The following is a 17,604-nucleotide window of genomic DNA, read 5'->3' as shown; positions in this document are numbered from 1 at the left end:
TCGTCCTCCGTCGGGGGCCGCTTCCGGGGGCGTCGGCCGGTAGCATGGCGGTGTACGGCCACGAAGTGGACCCCGCTCGTCGTGCGACGACCTGTTTCTCTGCGGTCGCCGCCACAGTCGTCGACTGCCGGCTCTGGTCTCCCGCCGTGGCCGTCCGCCGGGTTCCGCGGCGCCGACCCTCGGCGCTCGGCACCACCGGGCCGGGGACGCACCCCGTCCGCGGGACCGCACGGCAGCCGGGCACGCTCCGTGCCCGGCATCTCGGAGGAGGAGCACGTGGCTCGACCAGGCCAGCGCCGGAACGGCGCTCGCCGCAGCGCCCCGCGGAACCAGCGTCGTGTCCGGGACGGCGACGTCATCGCCGAGCTCGCCCGCGCCGTGCGCGAGGTCGAGGCCGCCGTCCAGCGCGGCCGGGTGACGCCGTCGGTCCGCACGAAGTTCCAGGCCATCGCCCTGCTGATGCGCGAGCAGCACGCCCAGGTGCGGGCCGACGAGACCAGCAGCGCCGCGCACCGGGCCGAGCAGCTCAAGCGCCTGGACGGCGTCGCCACCATCCTGGCCAAGACCGCGGTGCGCGACTCCGGTCTCCTCGGCCTGCTCGCCGAGGACGCCGTGGTCAGCGACGCGGCCCGGTCGCTGGTGCGCGAGATGCTGCGGGAGGTCGGTGTCGAGCCGGCCCCCGAGGAGGTCGCCGAGCCCGAGCCGGCCGACGTCCCGTTCGTCCCGGAGCGCCGGGTCGTCCCGCAGTCGGTCGTCGCCCGGCAGCTGGCCAACCCCTTCCTCGCCCCCGACTTCTCGGCGGCCCCCCAGCGCCCGGTGCGGCCGCGCCGCCTGGCCGGCTGGGAGCTGCTGGGTCCGCTGCTCCGCTCGTTCGAGCGGGCCGGGAGCGGCGAGCCGGCGTGCATGGCGCTGCCGGCGCCGACCTCCCTGCGCGCCGCCGGTGGCCGCCAGCTGATGCCGCACCAGGCGCAGCTGGTCGCCGCCGCGGCCGACGGCCACCGCACGTTCCTGCTCGCCGACGAGCCGGGCCTCGGCAAGACGGCGCAGGCGCTGCTCGCCGCCGAGGCCGCCGACGCCTACCCGCTGCTCGTCGTCGTCCCGAACGTCGTCAAGACCAACTGGGCGCGCGAGGCCGGGATCTGGACGCCCCACCGCCCCGCCACGGTGGTCCACGGCAACGGCGACACCATCGACGGGTTCGCCGACATCGTCGTCGTCAACTACGAGGTGCTCGACCGCCACGTGGGCTGGCTCGGCGACTTCGGGTTCCGCGGCATGGTGGTCGACGAGGCGCACTTCATCAAGAACAAGTCCTCGCAGCGGTCGCAGCACGTCCTCGAGATCTCCGAGCGCATCCGGGCCCGCACCACGCGGCCCCTGCTGATGGCCCTCACCGGGACCCCGCTGATCAACGACATCGAGGACTTCCTGACGATCTGGCAGTTCCTCGGCTGGATCGACGACAGCAAGCCGCTGGGCGACCTCATGGAGGCGCTCGAGGACACGGGCCTCACGCCCGCCGACCCCGGCTTCTACGCCGCCGCCCGGCGGGCGGTCATCGAGCGCGGCATCGTCCGGCGCCGCAAGGTCGACGTGGCCGCCGACATCCCGGCCCGCCGGGTCGCCGACCTGCCGGTGGAGCTGGAGGGCGCCGCAGGCCGGTCGATCCGGGCGGCCGAGCGGGAACTGGCCCGCCGCATGGTGGCTCGCTACGAGACGGCCATCGCCAACCGCTCGTCCGACGACGTCGTGGACGGCATCGACGAGGAGCTCGTCCGCCGCATCGCGCGGGCGGAGCTCAAGGACGCGGCAGCCGGGGAGGCCGGCGAGAACGTCTTCAGCATGATGCGGCGCCTCGGGCAGGCCAAGGCCGGGCTGGCCGCCGACTACGCCGCCCAGCTGGCCCGCAGCGCCGGCAAGGTCGTCTTCTTCGCCAAGCACGTCGACGTCATGGATGCCGCGGAGGAGTCGTTCACCCGGCAGGGCATCCGGTTCTCGTCGATCCGGGGAGACCAGACCTCGACGGTGCGCCAGCGGAACATCGACGCCTTCGTGAAGGACCCGGACGTGGCGATCGCGGTCTGCTCGCTCACCGCCGCGGGCGTCGGCCTGAACCTGCAGGTCGCGTCGAACATCGTGCTGGCCGAGCTGTCGTGGACCGACGCGGAGCAGACGCAGGCGATCGACCGCAGCCACCGCATCGGCCAGAGCGAGCCGGTCACCGCGTGGCGGATCATCGCCGCGCAGACGATCGACGCGCGGATCGCCGAGCTGATCGACAGCAAGGCCGGGCTGGCCGCCCGGGCGCTGGACGGGTCCGACGAGGAGGTCCAGTCCTCGGCCGACGTGCAGCTGGAGGCGCTGGTCTCCCTGCTGACCGACGCGCTGGCGGAGCGGCCCTAGGTCAGGCGTCCACCGCCAGGAGGCGGCGGGCGAGGTCCTCGTCGGCGGCGGGCACCAGGACGCGGACACCCTGCAGGTCCCACTGCGGCTCCTGGCCACCGGCGTCGTCGGTCGCCACGGCCGCGCGCAGCCCGTGGCTGATCAGCAGGCCGACGACCAGGTCGGCCTCCGCGCGGCTGCCCAGGACCGCGACGACGACGGGTGCACCGTCCACGTCCACCACCTCCAGACGTCCCTCACCGGGGCAACCCTCCCGCCCGGAGGGCTCGGTGGCGCCCGTCGGAGCCACTGGTCGTCGTCGCGGCGGGTGGCGTCACCGCCAGGGGTCGGTGATCTCCCGGAGGTCGGTCAGGATCTCCCTCAGCTCCGCCATGCGCCGCTCGCCGAGGGACGCCGTCCACTCGGCCTCCACCTCGGCGACGACGCGGCGGGAGACCTCGACGCTGCGGGCTCCGCGGTCGGCGACGCGGACCAGTCGCGCGCGGCCGTCCGCCGGGTCGGGGACGCGCTCCACGTAGCCCGCGCGCTCGAGCTGGTCCACGAGGAACCCGGCGCTCTGCTTGGTGATGCCGGCCTGGGCGGCGAGGTCGGTGAGCCGGCTGCCGGCCGGGGCGATGCGCTGGAAGACCCGGGCCTGGGCGGGGGAGACGTCGTCGAAGCCGGCGTCGGCCAGCGCGGCGAACACGCGCGACTCCATCGCCCGGTAGGGCAGGAACAGCAGAAGTCCGACGTTCAGCGGCTCCATCACGCTTGACGATGCTAGAGACCGGTAAGAGACTCTGACCAGTCCGTCAGATTCTCTTACCACCTCGGGAGCACCCGTGGAGCGAGACGAGAAGTGGGCAGTCATCGCCGCCGGACGCCGTGAGCTCGCCGACCTGCTGGACGGCGCGACGGAGGCCGACCGGGACCGGCCGTCGCTCTGCGGCGAGTGGCGGGTGCGAGACGTCGCCGCGCACGTCGCCCTGACCCCGCAGTCGCCCGGGGTCCTGCGCATCGTCGGCATGGGGATCCGTGCCCGGGGGGATTTCGACGCGCTCAACCGCGACCTGGCCGTGCAGCACGCCGACCGCCCGGGCGCCGATCTCGTCGCGGAGCTGCGGCGCCTGGCCGCCAGCCGGAGCAAGCCGGCGATCACGACGCTGGACAACCTGCTCTTCGACACCCTCGTGCACGTGCAGGACGTCGCCGTCCCGCTGGGCCGCACCGTGGTCATGCCACCCGCGGCCGCGCGGGAGGGCGCCGAGCGGGTGTGGCGGATGGGCTGGCCGTTCTGGGCCCGGCGCCGGCTGCGGGGCCTGCGGCTGTCCGCGACGGACGTCGACTGGGCGGCGGGGGAGGGCGCGGAGGTCCGCGGGCCGGTGCGGGCGCTGCTGCTCCTGCTCACCGGCCGGACGGGCGCCGCGCTGCCGGAGCTGACCGGCCCTGGCGCCGCCCGGCTGAGCGGGGCGGGCACGGACTCGGTGCGGTGACGGGCGGGATCGCCCACGAGCCGATATCCGCTTGCCGGCACGGTCCGGGGGCTGCCAGGTTCGCGACGTGCCGCCCCCCAGCGCAGGCCCGCCGACCGCCCCGTTCCTCGCCGCGGCGGAGGCCGCGGCCCGCGCCCGTCCGGAGGTGGACCTGGAGACCGCCCGCGAGGTCATGCGGGAGGCCGCCCGGCTGCTCCACGACGGCCTGGCGCTGGACGACCTGGACGAGCACGACACGCAGGCAGTCGTCGACGCGCTCTGCCTCGACCTCATCGCCGAGGACCCCGGCGCGGCGGTGCGCGCCCGGGTCCGGGCGGTGGTGGACGATCCCGGCGATCTGCACGACCCCGCGGGGGTGTCCGCCGCGCTGCAGACCTCCGCGGCGATCCTGCAGCTCTGACCCGCCGTGCCGCGGGGGGCCGCTCAGGCCGCGGCGGCCTCGCTGCTGCCCGGCACCGGTGCCGCGGCCGCGCCCCGGTCGCGCGGCATCAGCAGCACGGCCACCAGCATGACCACGGCGAGCACGACCGTGCCGAGGAAGACGTGGTGGACCGCCGTCGTCAGCAGCCCGGGTGGCACGTCGTCGCCGGCGACGTCGGCGCTGCCCACGCTCGCGTTGACGATCGCGCCGAAGACGGCGATCCCGACGGCGCTGCCGGCGGAGCGGAAGAACATGTTCGTGCCGGTGACCACGCCCCGCTCCTGCCACTGGACCGCCGACTGCGCCGCGATCAGCGTCGGCGCGGCGGCGAAGCCCATGCCGATGCCGATCACGAACGACGTCGCGCCGAGCTGCAGGACGCTCGTGGACCGGTCGAGCAGGAGCAGCAACCCGGAGCCGAGGACGATGACCGCGGTGCCGATGAGCGCGGTCGCCCGGAAGCCGATCCGGAGGTAGAGCCGGCCGGACCGGGACGCCGAGATCGGCCAGCCGAGCGTGAGGGCGGCGAGCGCGAACCCGGCCACCAGCGGCCCGGTGCCGAGCACGACCTGCACGTACGTGGGCACGTAGGACGTCAGGCCGAGCAGGATGGCGCCCACGCACGCGGCCACGAGGCTCGTCGTTACCAGCAGCCGGTTGCGCAGCAGGTGGAGCGGGACGACGGGATCGGCCGCCCGGCGCTCCACGAGGGCGAACACCACGAGCAGGACGGCCCCCGCGGCCAGGACGGCGATGCTCTGCGGTGAGGTCCACGCCCACGCCTGGCCGCCCTCGAGCAGGCCCAGGATGAGCAGCGTCAGGGCGACGGTGAGCACTCCCGCGCCGGCGTAGTCGATCCGCGGCCGCCGGCGCTCCAGCCGCTCGTGGAACCGGAGCCCGATGGTCGCGGCGGCGACCAGGCAGAGCGGGATGTTGACGAAGAAGATCCACCGCCAGCTGACGTACTCGGAGAAGACCCCGCCGAGCGTCGGGCCCACCACCGACGAGATCCCCCAGACGCTGGCGATGTAGCCCTGGACCTTCGCGCGCTCCTGCAGCGAGTAGAGGTCGCCGACGATCGTCATCGACATCGGCTGGACGGCACCCGCGCCCAGCCCCTGCACCGCGCGGAAGGCGATGAGGGCGCCCATGCTCCAGGCCAGGCCGCACAGGATCGAGCCGACCAGGAACAGGCCGATGCCGACGAGCATGACCGGCTTGCGGCCGAAGACGTCGGCCAGCTTGCCGTAGACCGGGACGGTCACCGCCTGGGCGAGCAGGTAGATCGAGAACAGCCACGGGAACTCGGCGAACCCGCCGAGGTCGTCCACCACCGACGGCACGGCCGCGGCGATGACCGTGGCGTCGATGGCCACCAGCGCCGTGGACAGCATGATCCCGATCAGCACGGGACCCCGCTCCGACCGGAGACCGACACCTGACGACGCTGCTGACCGGCCCTCGCTCACCGGCACGAGGGTAGATCGCGGTGGACGTCAGACCTCGGGGGCGGCGGTGAGGCGCGCGAACTCCCGATGGACGACGTCGTAGCAGGGGCATGCGGTCCGGTGCAGCGCGTCGGCGTCGAGAACCGTCATCCGGCCGCGGGCGTAGCGGATCGCGCCGGCCTGCTGGAGGAGGCCGGCGGTGAGCGAGACCGTGCCGCGGCGGACCCCCAGCATCTGCGCCAGGAACTCCTGGGTAAGGGGGAACTCGTCGGACCCCACCCGGTCGCGCGTCTGCAGCAGCCAGCGGGCGCACCGCTCCTCGGTGGTGTGCATGCGGTTGCAGGCCACGTTTCGGGACAGCATGACCATGGTCGCCTGCGTGTACCGGTGCAGGATCCGGTGGAGGGCTCCGTCGCCCACGAGGAAGCGGCGGAAGCCGGCGACGGAGAGCCGCAGCGCGCGCCCCGGCACCTGGCAGACCGCGTCGTTGGGCCCGGCGGCGGCGCCGAGGAAGACGGGCAGGCCCGCCATCCCCTCGAAGCCGATCGTCGCGACCTCGACGCGGCCCTCGCCCTCGAGGTCGGCCATCAGGGACAGGACGCAGTCCAAGGGGAAGTGCAGGTGCTCGATCGGCTCTCCACGGGCCAGAACCTGGTCGTGCAGGTGGAGGTCCACCGGCTCCAGGTCGGCGAGCAGCCGCTGGAGCTCCTGCTCGGGCAGGCCCGCGAGGAGCAGGTTGCGGCGCGCGTCCGCCGGCGACGGGCGCTCGCCCGCGGTGGTCATGCCGAGACGCCGGGAGCGGTCCCGAGCCGGGCCCACGGCGGCACCGGGACGGCGAGCAGGTCCGCCCCACCGGGGGCCATCGTGTAGGCCACCAGTGCGGGCGCGATGTGCGACAGCGGCAGCACGTGCTCCGCGCAGCCGGTGGCGAGCGCGGCGGTGGGCATGGCGGGGTGCTCGGCCTCGTCCGGGTCCTGGACCAGCACCCGGCCGCCGGCGCGGCGCACCGCCCGCACCCCGACGGCGCCGTCGTCCCGCCGCCCGGTGAGGACGACGCCGACCACGTCCGGGCCGAAGGCGGCGGCCGCCGATGACAGCACCTCGTCCGCCGCCCCGTTCGGATGTGCGGCACGGAGCGTCAGCGTGCCGGACCGGTCCAGGTGCGCGGTGGTCCCGGCGGGCAGCACGCTGACCCCCGCCCGGAGCGGGCCGTCGGTCGCGGCGTGCACCGGGAGCGCCGCGCGGGACCTGAGCAGGGGGGCCAGGAGCTCCGGCGCGCCCGGTCGGCGGTGCAGCACGAGGAGGACGGGAACGGGGAAGTCGGACGGCAGCGCCGGCACGACCGTCTGCAGCGCCTTGATGCCGCCTGCCGAGGCGGCCAGGACCACGACGCCGGTCCCCGCGGGCGGCGCCGGATGCGTCGGCTCCACCCGCCGGACGCTACACCTGTGTCAGGTACCTGACACAGCAGATGGCACGCGTCCGCGCACTCGTGCAGCCCCCTCCGGCGTCCTACGCTCGGATGCGCCACGGTGGACGCACGAGCAGGGGCAGGGCGGCTCCGGTCGGACGGGTCGGGGAGACGAACGGCGATGGCGGGCAAGTCGGGAGAGGTCCTCACCCTCCAGGTCGCGTACGACCTGGTGGGCATGACCGCCCGTGACGTGTGGTTCCGCTATCTGGCCCTCGGGGGCACCGCCGACGAGGTCTCCGTCTCGGCGCAGCTGCACGGCGTCCTCGACCTGCGTCCAGGGGAGTTCAACATCCTGGCGCACGCGCTCAACGAGGAACTCGACGACCTTCCCGGCCCCCGGCCGCTGGGCAGGGTGGCCTACCTGGAGCTGACCGTGCGGGAGGAGCCGGGCAGGAGGTAGTGCCCGTCGCCGGGGTGGCGGGGCCGCAGAGCGCTACGGTTCCTGCAGGCCTCGCCGGTGCTCCGGCTGGAGAGACCCGGCGGGAGGAGGGCAGTGGCCATGGCGCGACGGAACCTCGTGGTGGTGGGTGCGTCGGCCGGTGGGGTCGAGGCCCTCCGGCAGGTGCTCGGCGGGCTCCCGCCCGACTTCCCGGCCGCGGTCCTCGTGGTGCTGCACATGCCGAGCAGTGCGCGCAGCGCTCTGCCGGCGATCCTCGACCGGGTCTGCGCGCTGCCGGTGCGACCCGCGGCCGACGGCGACCGGCTGGAGCCGGGCACCGTCCTCGTGGCCGTGCCCGACCGTCACCTGATGGTCGAGGACGGGCACGTGCTGCTGACGCGCGGCCCCCGGGAGAACGGCCACCGCCCCGCGGTCGACGTCCTGTTCCGCTCGGCGGCCCGCGCCGCCGGTCGCCGCGTGGTCGCCGTGGTCCTGTCCGGGGCCCTCGACGACGGGACGGCCGGCCTGATCGCCGTCCGCACGCGCGGTGGCATCGGCGTGGCGCAGGACCCCGACGACGCGCTCTACCCGAGCATGCCCAAGCACGCCGCGGACATCGGCGGCGCCGAGCACGTCGTCGCCGCCGACAAGATGGGCGCCCTGCTGGGCGAGCTGCTGGGCGAGGACGTCGAGGGGCTCGACGCGCCTCCGCCCAGCGGTCTGATGGACACGGAGACGGCGATGGCCTACCTGGACCCGGACGCGATGGACGCCGACGAGCGGCCCGGCACCCCCTCGGGCTTCGGCTGCCCCAGCTGCCACGGCGCGCTCTTCTCGATCACCGAGGGGGGCCTGGAGCGCTTCCGCTGCCGGGTCGGGCACGCCTGGTCCGCGGAGGCGCTCGCGGCCGAGCAGTCACAGGCCCTGGAGAGCGCGCTCTGGATGGCGCTGCGCGGGCTGGAGGAGCGGGCGGCGCTGAGCCTGCGGATGGGGGAGCGGGCCGAGCAGCGCGGGCACAGCCTCAGCGCCGGCGCCTTCCGGGAGCGGCACGACGAGGCCCTCCGGGCGGCCGGGCTGCTGCGCCAGCTCCTGCAGGACGGCGAACTGAACGGGGAAGCGCTCCCCGACGGCGTGGGAGGTGCCTGACCGGTGAGCGCGCGCGACGAACTCTCGGCGGAGGAGCTGGGCTCCGCCGCCACGGACGACCTCGAGGGCCTGGTCGACGACGAGGCGGCGGACGGGGAACCGACCGGCGACGGAGCGGGTGGGGACGGCATCGACCCCGCCTTCGAGTCCCTGCTCGTGTTCCTCCGCGAGCGCCGCGGGTTCGACTTCACCGGCTACAAGCGGCCCAGCCTGATGCGGCGGGTGCGGCGCCGCATGGCCGAGGTCGGCATCACCTCCACGGTCGAGTACCAGGACTTCCTCGAGGTGCACCCGGAGGAGTTCACGCCGCTGTTCAACACGGTGCTCATCAACGTGACGAGCTTCTTCCGGGACCGCCCGGCGTGGGAGCACCTGCGCGAGCGGCTGCTGCCGGACGTCCTGGCCTCGGCCGGCCCCACCATCCGGGTGTGGAGCGCCGGGTCGGCCTCGGGGCAGGAGGCCTACAGCCTGGCGATCCTGTTCGCCGAGGCGCTGGGCGCCGAGCAGTTCCGCCAGCGGGTGAAGATCTACGCCACCGACGTCGACGAGGAGGCGTTGGCGCAGGCCCGTGCGGCGGTCTTCACCGAGCGGGAGCTGGCCGGCCTGACCCCCGCGCAGGTGGAGGAGTACTTCCAGCCCGACGGCGCACGGTTCGCCTTCCGGAAGGACCTGCGCCGCTCGGTGATCTTCGGCCGCAACGACCTCGTGCAGGACGCGCCCATCTCCCACGTGGACCTGCTGCTGTGCCGCAACACCCTCATGTACTTCAACGCCGAGACCCAGAGCCGGATCCTGGGCCGCCTGCACTTCGCCCTCAACCCCGAGGGCCTGCTCTTCCTGGGCAAGGCGGAGATGCTGCTGTCCCACGGGCAGCTGTTCGCCCCCGTGGACCTCAGCCGGCGGTTCTTCCGGAAGCGGGACGCCCAGCCCGCCGTCGAGCGTCGCCCTGCCGCACCGGTTGCCCGCGATGCGCTCGGGGTGTCCGAGGGCGAGCTCTCGCGCTTGCGCCGCGAGGCCATGCTCGCCGCCCCGACGGCGCAGCTGGCGCTGGACGCCGAGGGTCGTCTGGCGATGGTCAACCGCCAGGCGGAGCGCACGTTCGGGGTGGACACCCGGGACGTGGGTCGGCCGATCCAGGACCTGGAGATCTCCTACCGGCCGGTCGAGCTCCGGACCGCGCTGACCGAGGCCCGGGACAACCGGTCGGCGGTCCGGGTGCGCGCGGTGGAGCGGCGGCGGCCCGGTCAGGAGCCCGACGTGTTCGACGTCCAGGTGGTCCCGCTGTACCGCGAGGACGGCACCTTCCTGGGCAGCACCGTCACTTTCGAGGACGTGACGCAGTACAGCCGGCTGCGCCAGGAGCTCGAGTACGCCAACCGCCAGCTGGAGACGGCGTACGAGGAGCTGCAGTCGACCAACGAGGAGCTCGAGACCACGAACGAGGAGCTCCAGTCGACGGTGGAGGAGCTGGAGACCACGAACGAGGAGCTCCAGTCCACCAACGAGGAGCTGGAGACGATGAACGAGGAGCTCCAGTCGATGAACGACGAGCTCCACTCCACGAACGAGGAGCTGCGGACCACCACCGACGAGGTCGGCTCGCTCAACCGGTTCATGGCCGGCGTGCTCAGCAGCTTCCGGGTGGGCGTGGTCGTGGCCGACCCGGAGCTGCGGGTGCTGGCGTGGAACGAGGCCGCCGAGGACCTCTGGGGCATCCGGCAGGACGAGGCCCGCGGGCAGCACCTGCTGGGGCTGGACATCGGGCTGCCGGTGGTCGAGCTGCAGCCGCTCCTGCGCCGGCAGGTCGTCGGCGAGGGCGAGCCGCACGAGACCCTGGAACTGGACGCCGTGAACCGCCGCGGCCGGCAGGTGCGGGTCCGGGTGACCGTGAGCGCGTTCCAGCACTCACCGGGCGACAGCGGGGGAGCCGTCGTGCTCATGGACCCGACCGAGGGCTGAGCCGCCTGCCGCCCCGCGGTTCAGTCGGCGGCGTGCAGCACGGCGTCGACGTGCCCCTCGACGACCAGGGCGGCCAGGTCGCGGACCTTCACGTTCAGCCGTGAGCTGAGGCTCACGAGCCGGGCGAACGCGTCGTCGGCGTCCACGCCGAGCCGGGCCATGATCATCCCCTTGGCCTGGTCGATGGTCGCCCGGGACGTCAGGGCCCGTTCGAGGTTGGTCGCCAGCTGCTGCATCGCCTCGCGCTCCGCGACGTTCTGCAGGATCCCGGCGACCGCGGCCGCGGTGAGCTCGGCGATCTGCCGGTCGGCGGTGCCGAAGGCGTCGACGCGCCCGGAGTAGCAGTTGATGGCGCCGGTGGTCCTGCCCTCCTCGTGCAGGGGGACGGCGACGACGCTGCGCACCGCGTCGCCCGTGGCGAGCCGGGCCAGCGCCGGCCACCGGGCGTCGGCCGTCACGTCGGCGGTCACGACCACGGCACCGGACGTGTAGGCCTCCCAGCACGGCCCTTCGGCGGCCTGCACCTGGCGACCGTCGAAGGTCTGCGCCTCGACGGAGTCGCTGCCCAGGCGCTGGGGCGCGCCGGGGTGCCCCAGCGTGACGCTCACCCAGTCCGCCGCGGGGACGGCGCCCCGGATCAGCGTCGCCATGCGACCGAGCAGCTGGCGCCGGTGCTCCTCGCCGATCGGCAGGGCGGACAGCTCGGCCAGCGACGAGGCCAGACCCAGCACCTGGGACGCCGGCATCGGTTCCTCGCCCGGCTGCGGATCGGCCGCGGAACCGGGCCCAGGGCCGGCCGGGAACGCGTCCTCCGGCACGAGCACCCACTGGACCCGTGCCGCCGAGGCACGGTGGTCCGGCGTCTCCGTGAAGCCGAACAGGTGCGCACGGCGCGGTGGCACGTGACGCGGCTGCACGGTCACCTGGAGCCGTTCCTCGGTGTTGGACCCCGTGGCGAGCGTCCGCAGCGCCGAGCGGAAGGTGCGCACGTCCTCCGGGGCGAGGTAGACGCTCAGCGGCTTGCCCCGCAGCCGCTGCAGAGCGGCGCCGAGGTGTGTCGCGAGCGCGGGATTGGCGTCGATCAGCGCTCCGTTGCCGTCGGTGAGGCAGAGCCCGACCGGGAGGAGGGCCGACATCTGGCTCCGCCAGCGGCGTTCGGCGTCGTGCCGGAGGAGCAGGTGCGTGATCTGCTCCTGCTGGACGAGCATCTCCTCCTCGGCCACGCGCAGCTCCTCCTGCGCGACCTGGACCGTCGCCAGCTCGGCGAGCACCTGCTCCGCCGTCGCACCCGTCGGGAGCGCCCTGAGCAGGCCACGGACCGGGTCGTCCCGCGGCTCCAGTGCGTCGTCGGCCCGGGGCGATTCGGCGGTCACGGTGCGCCCTCCTCGACCACCTCGTCGGTCATCCCGAACCGCTCGCGGTCCCGCGCGGCCTCGTCGCGGTCGGCCCGGGCGTCGTGCCGGTGCAGCTCCGCGCGGCGCCGGTGGTCGGCGGCGTCCCCGATGCCCCTGCGGGCCGCCTCCTCGTGCACCTCGGCGGCGCGGTCGTGGCTCCGTGCGGCACGTTCGTGCCCGGACACCGCCCGGCGCAGCGACTCCTCGGCCCGTCGCCGGGCGTCCTCGGCGTGCTGCTGGGAGATCCGGACGTCGTCGGCCTCGGACCGGCCGTCCGCGGCCAGCCGTGTCAGCCTCTCGGAGATCTCCCGCGTCCGCCTGCCGGCCGCGGCCGCACGCTCGGCGGCCTCGGTGCCCGCGTCGTCCGGATCCATGACACCCGCCTCCCGCTGTGACCCCGACGCAAGCTCAGCACATCGGCAGGTCGCGCGCTACGGCCGCGGTGCGCCCCCGGGCGACGTCCGTCCGGAGCGCCGTGGTTGCGTGTGCGGGCACCGGGTCTCGGTGGCGTGCGGCGTCGGGAGGTCGGTCAGGAACGTGCTGGGTCTCGACGTCCTGCCCGCCGGCCTCTCCACGACGACGCTGGTCCTCGTCCTGCTCGCCGGGCTCGCGGCCGGGTTCATCGACGCGGTCGTGGGCGGCGGTGGGCTGGTCCAGCTGCCGGCGCTGCTGCTCGTGCCGGGGATCAGCCCGGTGCAGGCCCTCGCCACCAACAAGCTCGGCTCCGTCGTCGGCACCAGCACCAGCGCGCTCACCTACTACCGCCGCGTCCACCCGGACCTGCGGACGGCCCTGCCGATGGCGGCGGTCGCGCTCGTGGGCAGCTTCTGCGGGGCGTCGGTCGCCGCGCTGCTGCCGGCGAGCGTCTTCAAGCCGGTGATCGTGGTCGCGCTGGTCGGCATCGGGGCGTTCACGCTGCTGCGCCCCTCGCTGGGTGAGGTGACCAGGCTGCGGCACAGCGGCCGCCGGCACCACGGGGTCGCCGCCGCGGTGGGCGCCGCGATCGGCTTCTACGACGGCATCCTGGGGCCGGGTACCGGCTCCTTCCTCGTCTTCGCCATGGTGTCCCTGCTCGGCTACGCCTTCCTCCAGGCCAGCGCCAAGGCGAAGATCGTCAACTGCGCGACCAACCTCGGCGCGTTGCTGTTCTTCGTGCCGCACGGCTCGGTGTTCTGGGGGCTGGGCCTGCTGCTCGGGGCGGCCAACATGGTGGGCGGCTACCTCGGCGCCCGGACGGCGACCGCGCGGGGCAGCCGCTTCATCCGCGTCGCCTTCCTCGTCGTCGTCACCGCACTGGTGGCCCGGCTGGGCTGGGACGTGTGGACGGAGAACGTCCAGCCGCAGCTCGGCTGACGGGCGGAAGCCCGGCGGGCCGGCGCCGGTTGGCCCCCCTGTGAGGCTCTCGCTGCTCGACCGCTCCCGGACCCGCGCCGGGCACCCCGACGGGGACGCCCTCCGGCACTCGGTGGAACGGGCGGTCGGGGCGGAGCAGCTCGGCTACGCCCGCTTATGGGTGGCCGAGCACCACGCCGTGCCGGGCATCGCCTCCGGTGCCCCGGCGGTGCTGCTGGCGGCCGTCGGCGCCCGGACGACGCGGATCCGGCTCGGCTCGGGCGGCGTGATGCTGCCCAACCACCAGCCGCTCGTCGTCGCGGAGCAGTTCCTCATGCTCGAGGGGCTGTACCCCGGCCGGGTCGACCTCGGGCTGGGCCGATCGCTCGGGTTCACCGCGCCCGTGCGCCGGGCCCTGCGCCGTTCCGGGGACGAGCCCGACTCCTTCGCCGAGGACATCGAGGAGCTCCGCGGCTACCTCGAGCGCAGCGCACCGGTCACCGCCCGCCCGGCGTCCGCAGCGCCCGTCCCGCTGTTCGTGCTCGCCACCGGCCGGGGCATCGACGTCGCCGCCCGGCTGGGCCTGCCCGTGGTGCTGGGCGGGCCGGTGCTCGCGCAGCCCGACCTCGGCGAGCTGCTGGCCGGCTACCGCCGCGGCTTCCGCCCGCACGCGGGCAGCCGGCCGTACGTCACCGTCTCGCTCGACGTGCTCGTCGCCGACACCGACGAGGAGGCGCGCGAGCTGGCTCTGCCCGAGGTGTGGGCGATGGTCCGCTCGCGGCGCACCGGCGTCTTCGACTCCCTGGAGCCCGTGGCGGGCATCCGTGCCCGGCGCTGGGACGCCCAGGACGCCGACCGGGTGCAGCGGGGGCTCGACCGGGTCACCGCGGGCAGCCCCGCGACGGTGCGCCGGCGGCTCGAGGAGCTGGCCGAGCGCACGGGCGCCGACGAGCTGCTGGCCAGCGGGGCGACCTACGACCGCGCCGCCCTGGCCGCGTCCGACGCTTCGCTCGCGGCACTCCTGACCTGACGGTCAGACGGGCCCGGTGGGTCTCGCCCGGTGGTCACCGGGACGCTGCGCGGGCACCCCGACGAGCAGGTTGAGGACCGCCGCCACGGCGGCTCCGGCCGCCGCTCCGCCCACGACGTCCAGCGGGGCGTGCGCTCCGAGGTACACCCTGGCCACGGAGTTGAGGACGGCCAGCGCGACGACGACCAGCAGCCATCGGCGGCGCAGGTAGGGAGCCAGCAGGACGACGATGCCGAACGCGACGACCGCGTGGCCCGACGGGAAGGACGGGCCGGCCGAGGGGACGTCGCGCAGCACGGCACCCGGGATCGTGGTGCCGGGGCGTTCCCGGTGGACGAGCTGCTTGAGCACCTCCCGCTCGACGACCAGCTTCAGCGGGACCAGCAGCGCCAGGGCCAGCGCCAGGCGCCACCGGCGGAAGACGAGGGCGACGACGGCGACCACCAGCGGCATCGCCAGCACGCCGAGGGTCTGGAAGCCCCACAGCGGCCACCGCAGTGCGTCCGGCCAGCCGTTCAGCAGCTCGAAGACGCGTCGCTCGACGTCGCCGACCGTCCCACCGGCGACGGCCCGCGCGCAGAGGGCGGTGAGGCCGGCCGCCCCGACCGCCGTCGCCACGTCGGCCCAGCGGCGCCGGTAGGCCGGGCTCACGTCAGGTGGCGGTGCTCGAAGCGGACGGACAGGAGCGAGCCGAGACCCGCGGGGATCCAGAAGGTCAGCAACCGGTAGGCGAGGACGCCGGCGCAGGCGCTGGCCAGGGGAGCCCCGAGGGCGAGCAGGGCCAGCAGGAGGGCGACGTCCGCCGCTCCCGGCAGCCCGGTCGCCGGGAAGACCGACCACAGCAGGTGCAGGGCCCCGTAGACGGTCGTCGTCGCCAGCAGCGGCACGTCGGCGCCGACGGCGTGCACGGCGGCCGCCAGGACCGCGGCCTCGAGCGCGACGCCGAGCGTCGCCCAGCCCAGCTGCCGCCACCGCGCCCAGCCGGGCGCCGCTCCGGCCCACGGCGACAGGGCCTCGCGGAGGGTCCGGGTGACGTGCCGTGGCGGCTCCGTGCCGCCGTCGGGCGCCGTCGTGGAGCCGTGCCGGGCGGCCAGCCACTGGCCGGCCAGCACGAGGCCCCACGCCACGACGCCGAGCAGCACGGAGGGCACCAGGGCCTCCGGCGACCGCCAGCCGGTGAGCCTGCCCTCCACGAGGGCGAGGACGAGCGTGACCAGCGCGACGACCGTGGCGGCGGCGATCGCCCCGGCGGCGAACCGGTCGGTGGCCCTGCGGGCCTCCTCGGGCACGACGCCCGCCCGCTCGAGGAAGCGGGCGGCGGAGCGCCGCCACCCGATCTGCCCGTGCAGCAGGGTGGCGCCGTCGGCGGCCATGGTCGCGCCGTACGTGCGACCCAGGGCCAGCCTGCGTCGCACCGTGAGCAGCGCGGACGCCGCCGTCGCCGCGCGGGCCAGCACCGCGAGGGCGAGCGCCCCACCCAGCCAGCGCCAGCCACCCACCTCCACCGACTCGGCGACGGCCGTCGCGCCGGCCAGCAGGGGCATCCCCACGAGGACGAGGACGACCCCGGCGCCCACGGCCAACCGCGCCACGGGCCCGGGCGGGCCGAACTCGGGCCGGCTGGGATCCGGGAGCTGCAGCCGGCGTCGGACCTCGCGGCGGAGGGCGCGGAGGCGTCCCGGCCGTTCGCGCATGCCGGTCCGCGTGGCCGAGGACAGGGTCAGCGGGGCCAGGCCGGGGAGGGCGGCCGTGACCGCGTCCGTCCCGAGCCCGGCGATCGCGGAGGAGACGAGCAGCTCCGGCTCGACGCGGAGGGCGAGGGAGGCCATGAGCTCGGCGACGTCCCCGTCCAGCGACTGCTCGTCGGCCCCCGTCTGCGCGTTGCCGAAGTCGACGATCCAGGGGTCGCCGGACCCGTCGACCAGCACGCTGGCCGACACCAGGTCGTGATGGGCGATCCGCGCGCTGCGGAGGCGGGCGACCTGCTGCCACACCCGGGCGAGCAGGGCTGGGGTGACCTCGTCGGGCAGCAGGTCGCCCAGCGGCCGCCCGGTCAGGTGCTCCTGCACCACGACGGCGCCCCGGTCGGTGCCCCGGGCCAGCACGACCGCCGGCACGCGGACACCGCGTTCCCGCGCGGTCATGGCGGCGACGGCCTCGTGCTCGGCCTGCTGGCCCAGGGGCGCCACGGCGTCGGCGTCCTTGATGTCGCGGACGGCGACGAGCCGGTAGAGGCGGTACAGCCAGTCCCGCTCGAACCGGTCCGGGTCGAGCACCTTCACGTACAGCCGGCGCCCGTCGTCGTCGATGGCGACGAAGGGGTGCGAGCTGCGCGCCACCACGTCCGCCGGCCGCAGGTCGCGGACCGGCAGGCCGAACCGCTGCAGCATCCCCATGACGCGTCCGGGCTCGGGCTCCCAGCGCGGGACGCCGAAAACCCAGTGGACCAGCGAACCGATGGCCCAGCCGACGGCGGCGCCGCCCACGATGTCGAGGGGGAGGTGGGCGCCGACGTAGACGCGGGCGACGGCCACCGTCCACGCCAGCCCCCACGCCAGGCGGCGGCCGCGGCGGGAGAGGTAGGGCACGGCCGCGGTCGCCATCGCCGCGGCCACGGCGGAGTGCCCGGAGATGAAGCCGATGCCGCTGACGTTCCCGTCCAGCAGGTTCGCGTCGAGCAGGCCCGCCGGACGCTCCCGGCCGACGACGGCCTTCACCAGATCGGCCGCGAGGTAGGCGAGCACGCCGGAGACGAGGATGTCGCGCGCCATGCGGAAGCGCCTCGTCAGCGCGGCGACCCCGGCGACGACCGGGACGGCGACGACGTTGCCGAGCTGCATGAACGCCCACACGACCGGGAAGACGAGCCCGGGCAGGTCGTTGACGAGCCGGAAGAGGTCCCGCTCGAGGACCGGCAGCTGCCCGCGCTGCGCGATCAGGAAGCCGACGCTGAACACCGCCAGCCCGAGCAGCACGCGGACCAGGTCGAGGGGGTGCCGCTGGACAGTGGTGCCGCGGTGGCGGCGCGGGGGTTCCGGGCGCGAGGTCGCCCGCGACGTCGCCTCCCGCGTGGTCATCCCGCCAGTGCACCGGGTGGCTGCGCGTGCGGGCAGGGTCTTCCGACCCCACCGGCGCCCGCCGTCGGA

At 75.1% G+C, this 17,604-nt stretch carries 17 protein-coding genes; 8 read left to right on the top strand and 9 right to left on the bottom strand.

Translation table 11 applies throughout. The annotated features are described in order from the left end of the window. Positions 1-276 precede the first annotated feature (276 nt). Positions 277-2,403, top strand: a complete 2,127-nt coding sequence (locus tag ACI78T_RS03755) for a DEAD/DEAH box helicase (RefSeq protein WP_456556731.1) — start codon at positions 277-279, stop codon at positions 2,401-2,403. Between the two features lies 1 nt (position 2,404). On the opposite strand, the gene ACI78T_RS03750 is transcribed toward ACI78T_RS03755, so the two are convergent. Both ACI78T_RS03750 and ACI78T_RS03745 read right to left on the bottom strand, forming a co-directional pair. Then, entirely contained in the window at positions 2,405-2,617 is a 213-nt protein-coding gene (locus ACI78T_RS03750) for a hypothetical protein (RefSeq protein ID WP_456556730.1), read from the bottom strand. A gap of 99 nt (positions 2,618-2,716) precedes the next feature. Then, the gene (locus ACI78T_RS03745; protein WP_456556955.1) at positions 2,717-3,148 is read right to left on the bottom strand and encodes a MarR family winged helix-turn-helix transcriptional regulator; all 432 of its coding nucleotides are present in this window, start codon (positions 3,146-3,148) and stop codon (positions 2,717-2,719) included. 76 nt (positions 3,149-3,224) lie between these two features. Between ACI78T_RS03745 and ACI78T_RS03740 the strand changes: the two genes are divergently transcribed. Continuing rightward, entirely contained in the window at positions 3,225-3,875 is a 651-nt protein-coding gene (locus ACI78T_RS03740) for a maleylpyruvate isomerase family mycothiol-dependent enzyme (RefSeq protein ID WP_456556729.1), read from the top strand. A gap of 67 nt (positions 3,876-3,942) precedes the next feature. After that, entirely contained in the window at positions 3,943-4,275 is a 333-nt protein-coding gene (locus tag ACI78T_RS03735) for a hypothetical protein (RefSeq protein ID WP_456556728.1), read from the top strand. 23 nt (positions 4,276-4,298) lie between these two features. Here ACI78T_RS03735 and ACI78T_RS03730 read toward each other — a convergent pair whose 3' ends face one another. From ACI78T_RS03730 to ACI78T_RS03720, 3 genes are all read right to left on the bottom strand, one after another. Beyond that, on the bottom strand, positions 4,299-5,705 hold the full coding sequence (locus tag ACI78T_RS03730; protein WP_456556727.1) for an MDR family MFS transporter: 1,407 nt from the start codon (positions 5,703-5,705) through the stop codon (positions 4,299-4,301). Between the two features lie 87 nt (positions 5,706-5,792). Next, a complete protein-coding gene (locus ACI78T_RS03725; protein WP_456556726.1) occupies positions 5,793-6,527 on the bottom strand; it encodes a Crp/Fnr family transcriptional regulator in 735 nt (244 codons plus the stop codon). Further along, complete coding sequence (locus tag ACI78T_RS03720) at positions 6,524-7,174, bottom strand: chemotaxis protein CheB (protein WP_456556725.1); 651 nt, start codon at positions 7,172-7,174, stop codon at positions 6,524-6,526. The genes ACI78T_RS03725 and ACI78T_RS03720 overlap by 4 nt, the downstream gene beginning before the upstream one ends. A 162-nt stretch (positions 7,175-7,336) precedes the next feature. Between ACI78T_RS03720 and ACI78T_RS03715 the strand changes: the two genes are divergently transcribed. The 3 genes from ACI78T_RS03715 to ACI78T_RS03705 all read left to right on the top strand — a co-directional run bounded on the left by ACI78T_RS03715 (position 7,337) and on the right by ACI78T_RS03705 (position 10,702). Beyond that, positions 7,337-7,618, top strand: a complete 282-nt coding sequence (locus ACI78T_RS03715) for a hypothetical protein (RefSeq protein ID WP_456556724.1) — start codon at positions 7,337-7,339, stop codon at positions 7,616-7,618. A 99-nt stretch (positions 7,619-7,717) separates the two neighbouring features. Next, a complete protein-coding gene (locus ACI78T_RS03710; protein ID WP_456556723.1) occupies positions 7,718-8,743 on the top strand; it encodes a chemotaxis protein CheB in 1,026 nt (341 codons plus the stop codon). A gap of 3 nt (positions 8,744-8,746) precedes the next feature. Next, positions 8,747-10,702, top strand: coding sequence for a CheR family methyltransferase (locus ACI78T_RS03705; RefSeq protein ID WP_456556722.1), 1,956 nt, complete (start codon positions 8,747-8,749; stop codon positions 10,700-10,702). A 20-nt stretch (positions 10,703-10,722) separates the two neighbouring features. Here the strand turns inward: ACI78T_RS03705 and ACI78T_RS03700 are convergent, their stop codons facing one another. Both ACI78T_RS03700 and ACI78T_RS03695 read right to left on the bottom strand, forming a co-directional pair. Then, the gene (locus ACI78T_RS03700) at positions 10,723-12,075 is read right to left on the bottom strand and encodes an ANTAR domain-containing protein (RefSeq protein WP_456556721.1); all 1,353 of its coding nucleotides are present in this window, start codon (positions 12,073-12,075) and stop codon (positions 10,723-10,725) included. Continuing rightward, positions 12,072-12,470, bottom strand: coding sequence for a hypothetical protein (locus ACI78T_RS03695; protein ID WP_456556720.1), 399 nt, complete (start codon positions 12,468-12,470; stop codon positions 12,072-12,074). Before ACI78T_RS03695 ends, ACI78T_RS03700 begins: the two co-directional genes overlap by 4 nt. A gap of 163 nt (positions 12,471-12,633) precedes the next feature. Here ACI78T_RS03695 and ACI78T_RS03690 point away from each other — a divergent pair, with 163 nt between their 5' ends. Both ACI78T_RS03690 and ACI78T_RS03685 read left to right on the top strand, forming a co-directional pair. Continuing rightward, a complete protein-coding gene (locus ACI78T_RS03690) occupies positions 12,634-13,449 on the top strand; it encodes a TSUP family transporter (protein ID WP_456556719.1) in 816 nt (271 codons plus the stop codon). A gap of 40 nt (positions 13,450-13,489) precedes the next feature. Continuing rightward, entirely contained in the window at positions 13,490-14,458 is a 969-nt protein-coding gene (locus ACI78T_RS03685; RefSeq protein ID WP_456556718.1) for an MsnO8 family LLM class oxidoreductase, read from the top strand. 3 nt (positions 14,459-14,461) lie between these two features. Here the strand turns inward: ACI78T_RS03685 and ACI78T_RS03680 are convergent, their stop codons facing one another. Together ACI78T_RS03680 and ACI78T_RS03675 are read right to left on the bottom strand one after the other, a co-directional pair. Further along, positions 14,462-15,109, bottom strand: a complete 648-nt coding sequence (locus tag ACI78T_RS03680) for a phosphatase PAP2 family protein (RefSeq protein WP_456556717.1) — start codon at positions 15,107-15,109, stop codon at positions 14,462-14,464. Beyond that, positions 15,106-17,535, bottom strand: coding sequence for a phosphatase PAP2 family protein (locus tag ACI78T_RS03675; protein WP_456556716.1), 2,430 nt, complete (start codon positions 17,533-17,535; stop codon positions 15,106-15,108). The genes ACI78T_RS03680 and ACI78T_RS03675 overlap by 4 nt, the downstream gene beginning before the upstream one ends. Between the last annotated feature and the right edge of the window lie 69 nt (positions 17,536-17,604).

The organism is Blastococcus sp. SYSU D00922 (assembly GCF_054050495.1).
This window is presented reverse-complemented; position numbering and strand designations above follow the sequence as displayed.